Origin of the sequence: Pseudomonas sp. GXM4, from assembly GCF_008923895.1 — a bacterium.
Lineage (GTDB): Bacteria > Pseudomonadota > Gammaproteobacteria > Pseudomonadales > Pseudomonadaceae > Aquipseudomonas > Aquipseudomonas atacamensis.
In genome coordinates this window covers 1-4,616 of sequence record NZ_WBRZ01000355.1, presented here as the reverse complement: position 1 = coordinate 4,616, position 4,616 = coordinate 1, and the positions used below count along the sequence as shown (strand labels likewise).

General features: G+C 60.0%; 3 protein-coding genes. 1 reads left to right on the top strand and 2 read right to left on the bottom strand.

The window, feature by feature from the left end; translation table 11 throughout:
* Window positions 1–37: 37 nt before the first annotated feature.
* Window positions 38–2,215: a malate synthase G gene (locus F8N49_RS25720; RefSeq protein WP_073476506.1), complete on the bottom strand. Its 2,178-nt coding sequence runs from the start codon at window positions 2,213–2,215 to the stop codon at window positions 38–40.
* Window positions 2,216–2,838: 623 nt separating this feature from the next.
* Here F8N49_RS25720 and F8N49_RS25715 point away from each other — a divergent pair.
* A complete protein-coding gene (locus tag F8N49_RS25715) occupies window positions 2,839–3,357 on the top strand; it encodes a glycine cleavage system protein R (RefSeq protein ID WP_016772854.1) in 519 nt (172 codons plus the stop codon).
* Between the two features lie 223 nt (window positions 3,358–3,580).
* Here F8N49_RS25715 and rarD read toward each other — a convergent pair whose 3' ends face one another.
* Window positions 3,581–4,468, bottom strand: a complete 888-nt coding sequence (rarD, locus tag F8N49_RS25710; protein ID WP_122751572.1) for an EamA family transporter RarD — start codon at window positions 4,466–4,468, stop codon at window positions 3,581–3,583.
* Between the last annotated feature and the right edge of the window lie 148 nt (window positions 4,469–4,616).

The window sequence follows — 4,616 nt, the reverse complement described above, 5'->3', positions numbered from 1 at the left end:
CGATCAGGGCCTTTTTCATTCCAACCATCAACTCAAGTCACAGACCATTCTTGGCCTTGAACTCGCGACGACGACGGTGCAGCACCGGCTCGGTGTAGCCGTTCGGTTGCTTGGTGCCTTCGATGACCAGTTCGACCGCCGCCTGGAAGGCGATGTTGCTGTCGAAGTCCGGTGCCAGCGGGCGATACAGTGGGTCGTTGGCGTTCTGGCGGTCAACCACCGGCGCCATGCGCTTGAGGCTTTCCATCACTTGCTCTTGGCTGACGATACCGTGGCGCAGCCAGTTGGCGATGTGCTGGCTGGAGATACGCAGCGTCGCACGGTCTTCCATCAGGCCAACGTCGTTGATATCCGGCACTTTCGAGCAGCCGACACCCTGGTCGATCCAGCGCACCACGTAACCGAGAATGCCCTGGGCGTTGTTGTCCAGTTCGTTCTTGATCTGCTCTGGTGTCCAGCTTGGGTTCACTGCCAATGGAATGGTCAGGATGTCGTCCACCGAAGCGCGCGCACGTTTGGCCAGTTCGGCCTGACGCGCAAACACATCGACCTTGTGGTAGTGCAGCGCGTGCAGCGCAGCGGCGGTCGGCGATGGCACCCAGGCAGTGTTGGCGCCGGCGAGGGGGTGAGCGATTTTCTGCTCGAGCATCGCTGCCATCAGATCCGGCATGGCCCACATGCCTTTACCGATCTGCGCACGACCTTGCAGGCCAGTGCTCAGACCGATATCGACGTTCCAGTTTTCGTAGGCACCGATCCACTTCTCGGCCTTCATGTCCGCCTTGCGCACCACTGGGCCGGCCTCCATGGAGGTGTGGATTTCGTCGCCGGTGCGGTCGAGGAAACCGGTGTTGATGAACACTACGCGCTCGCTGGCGGCCTTGATGCAAGCCTTGAGGTTGACCGTGGTGCGGCGCTCCTCGTCCATGATCCCGACTTTCAGGGTGTTACGCGGCAAGCGCAGGACGTCTTCGATGCGCCCGAACAGCTCGTTGGTGAACGCCGCTTCTTCCGGGCCGTGCATTTTCGGTTTGACGATGTACACCGAACCGGTGCGGGTATTGCGCCGCGAGGTGTTGCCGTTGAGGTTGTGCATTGCGGCCAGGCAAGTCACCAGACCATCGAGGATGCCTTCCGGTACTTCGTTGCCTTGACTGTCGAGGATCGCATCGATGGTCATCAGATGGCCGACGTTGCGCACGAACAACAGCGAACGACCGTGCAGGGTCACTTCACCGCCGTTGGGCGCGGTGTAGGTGCGATCCGGGTTCATGGTGCGGGTGAAGGTCTGGCCGCCCTTGGCGACCTCTTCCGACAGGTCGCCCTTCATCAGGCCGAGCCAGTTGCGGTAGATCACCACTTTGTCGTCGGCATCGACGGCGGCCACGGAGTCTTCGCAGTCCATGATCGTCGTCAGCGCCGCTTCCATGAGGATGTCTTTGACCCCGGCGGCATCGGTCTGGCCGACCGGGGTGCTGGCATCGATCTGGATTTCGAAGTGCAGGCCGTTGTGCTTGAGCAGAACGGCGATCGGTGCGTTGGCGTCACCCTGGAAACCGATCAACTGAGCGTCATCGCGCAGGCCGCTGTTGCTGCCGCCCTTGAGCGTCACGACCAGTTTGCCGTCAGCGATCTTGTAGCCGGTCGAATCGACGTGGGAGCCGGCGGCCAGTGGTGCGGCTTCGTCGAGGAAAGCACGGGCGAAAGCGATGACTTTGTCGCCACGCACCTTGTTGTAGCCTTTGCCTTTTTCCGCGCCGCCGTCTTCGCTGATCGCGTCGGTGCCGTAGAGGGCGTCGTACAGCGAACCCCAGCGGGCGTTCGAAGCATTGAGCGCGAAGCGCGCATTCATCACCGGCACGACCAGTTGCGGGCCGGCGGTGCGGGCGATTTCATCGTCGACGTTTTGCGTCGTCGCCTGGAAATCAGCCGCTTCTGGCAGCAGATAACCGATCTCTTGCAGGAAAGCTTTGTAGGCCACGGCATCGTGCGCCTGGCCGGCATGCTGCTGATGCCAGGCATCGATGCGCGCCTGGAAATCATCGCGTTTGGCGAGTAGGGCTTTGTTCTTCGGCGCCAGGTCGTGAATGACCTTGTCGGCACCTTCCCAGAATTGTTCGGCGGTGAGGCCGGTACCGGGAATGGCTTCGTTGTTCACGAAGTCGAACAGGACTTTGGCGACCTGCAGGCCACCGACTTGAACGTGTTCAGTCATTGCTTGCCTCACTCTGCTCAGCTATTTCGCTTTTCAGCTCGTCAATTTAACAATGAAGCTTCCGGCCATTTAAACCACAAACCTGCGGACCAGTACATGCCATTACTGGCGGCTGGGCTAGGACCAATCAACGGCTTGGAGGCCTTGCTGACGGGGCTTTCAGGGTTGCGAAGGGCCTTGGGCAGACATCGATCCAGCGTTATGTAGTGCGCGCTGCGGCATACTACATGATGAGTTGCGCTTGTGAAAATCAGACTAATTACGTCGTTCTGCGACCTCATGACGCATTGCGGTCACGTCGCGGAACCGGATGTTCTCAAAAAAGCATTGGATTGTTCCAGCTAAATATCAAAAGTTGTACACATAATTACTGTGGGCCTGCTAAGGAGCAATTTGGGTGTAACGATTTGTGGCGAGGGGATTTATCCCCGTTGGGTGGCGAAGCCGCCCCCTGCGGTCCGGCTGGCAGACCCAATTGGCAGGACTCACGACTGCTGCGCAGCCGGACGGGGATAAATCCCCTCGCCACAGGTCATCATCTGCCAACACTGGGTCAGGCTGAATCAATCCGCTTGCCTATACTTGCCCTTCGATAACAAAAGTCATGACAAGAGGGCTGCGCCATGGACCATCTCGTACTCACCGTTTTCGCCCCGGACAAGCCCGGGCAGGTCGAGCGCATCGCCCAATGCATTGCCGAGCACGGCGGCAACTGGCTGGAAAGCCGCATGTCACGCATGGCCGGGCAGTTCGCCGGAATTCTGCGCGTGGGCGTGCCGGCGGAGGCTTACGACGAACTGGTCGATGCCCTGCAAGCGCTGTCGGCCCATGGCATTCGGGTATTGATTGCCGAAAGCGGAGTGGAGCAGTCCTGCACGTGGAAACCGATCGCCATGGAACTGGTCGGCAATGACCGGCCGGGTATCGTCCGCGATATCACTCGGCTCTTGAGCGAGCAGGGCGTAAACCTGGAGCGACTGGTAACTGAGGTGCGCCCGGCGCCGATGAGCAGCGAGCCGCTGTTTCACGCTGAGGCGATTCTGGCGGTACCACTCACCTTGTCGCTCGACGTTTTGCAGGCGCGCCTGGAAACCCTGGCCGATGATCTGATGGTCGAATTGGTGTTACGCACAGAGGTTTAAGCGCAGACAGGGTTATTCAGGTTTAACGTGCACCTGCCTGTGGATAACCTGTAGAGACAGACCGCCACGCCACGCCGGCCGTGGCTTTGCGCAGGTTGATCAAAAAACCGCCAATATTCAGCGACTTGCGCACAAACGGCGGGGATCAGGCTGTGGATAAGCTTGGGAAGGAACGGTGCAGGCCACGAGAACCGTCGCCTGTAGAGGTTTGTGCGTTTTTTGATCAGGCGCGCCGGCGCAAACTTATCCACGCATCAATGCTATAGACCGCCAGACCGGCCCAGATAAACATGAACGCGACCAGCGTGCTGGACGACAAATGCTCGCCAAACAGCAGCACGGCTTGCAGCAACACCAGCGTCGGCGCGATGTATTGCAGGAAGCCGATGGTGGTGTAGGGCAAGTGGCGGGTGGCGGCGTTGAAACACACCAGCGGCACCAGCGTCACCGGCCCGGCAGCCACCAGCCACCAGGCTTCGGAGGTGGTCCAGAAAGCCGGCTGCACACTCGTCGCAGTCTGATTGAACAGCAACCACGCAATTGCGATCGGCACCAGCATCCAGGTTTCCACTACTAGCCCCGGCAGCGCCTTGACCGGCGCCTGCTTGCGGATCAGGCCATAGAAACCGAAGGTCAGCGCCAGCGCCAGCGACACCCACGGCAGACTGCCGACCTGCCACACCTGCTGCGCTACGCCGATGGCCGCGAGACCGACCGCGACCCACTGCATGCGCCGCAGCCGTTCGCCAAGGATCACCATGCCCAACAGCACGTTGACCAGCGGATTGATGTAGTAACCCAGACTCGCCTCGAGCATGCGGCCGTTGTTCACCGACCACACGTAGGTCAGCCAGTTGGCCGCGATCAGCGTGCCGCTCAGAGCCAGAATCGCCAGGCGCTTGGGATTGTCGAGCAACTCGCGCAGCCAGCCCGGGTGTTTCCACACCATCAGCAGCAACGCACCGAACAGCGCCGACCACAGCACCCGGTGGATGATGATCTCGACAGCCGGGACTTCGGCAATGGCTTTGAAATAGATCGGGAACAGGCCCCAGATGATGTAGGCGCTCAGGCCCAGAATGTACCCGCGACGCGGGTTGGCGGCTTGCATGCAGAATCCTTGCTCAGGCAGCTGACAAAGGAGGGATTGTAAGGAGGTTGTATAGATGTGTCGTGTCAGAAAGCAAAAAGATCGCAGCCTTCGGCAGCTCCTACAGGGATATGCATTCCAAGGTAGGAGCTGCCGAAGGCTGCGATCT

What these genes read in the sequence shown, in the direction of transcription:
- F8N49_RS25715 (WP_016772854.1), top strand. Translation starts at nt 2,839, where the DNA reads ATGGACCATCTCGTACTCACCGTTTTCGCCCCGGACAAGCCCGGGCAG.
- F8N49_RS25720 (WP_073476506.1), bottom strand. Translation starts at nt 2,215, where the DNA reads ATGACTGAACACGTTCAAGTCGGTGGCCTGCAGGTCGCCAAAGTCCTG.
- rarD (WP_122751572.1), bottom strand. Translation starts at nt 4,468, where the DNA reads ATGCAAGCCGCCAACCCGCGTCGCGGGTACATTCTGGGCCTGAGCGCC.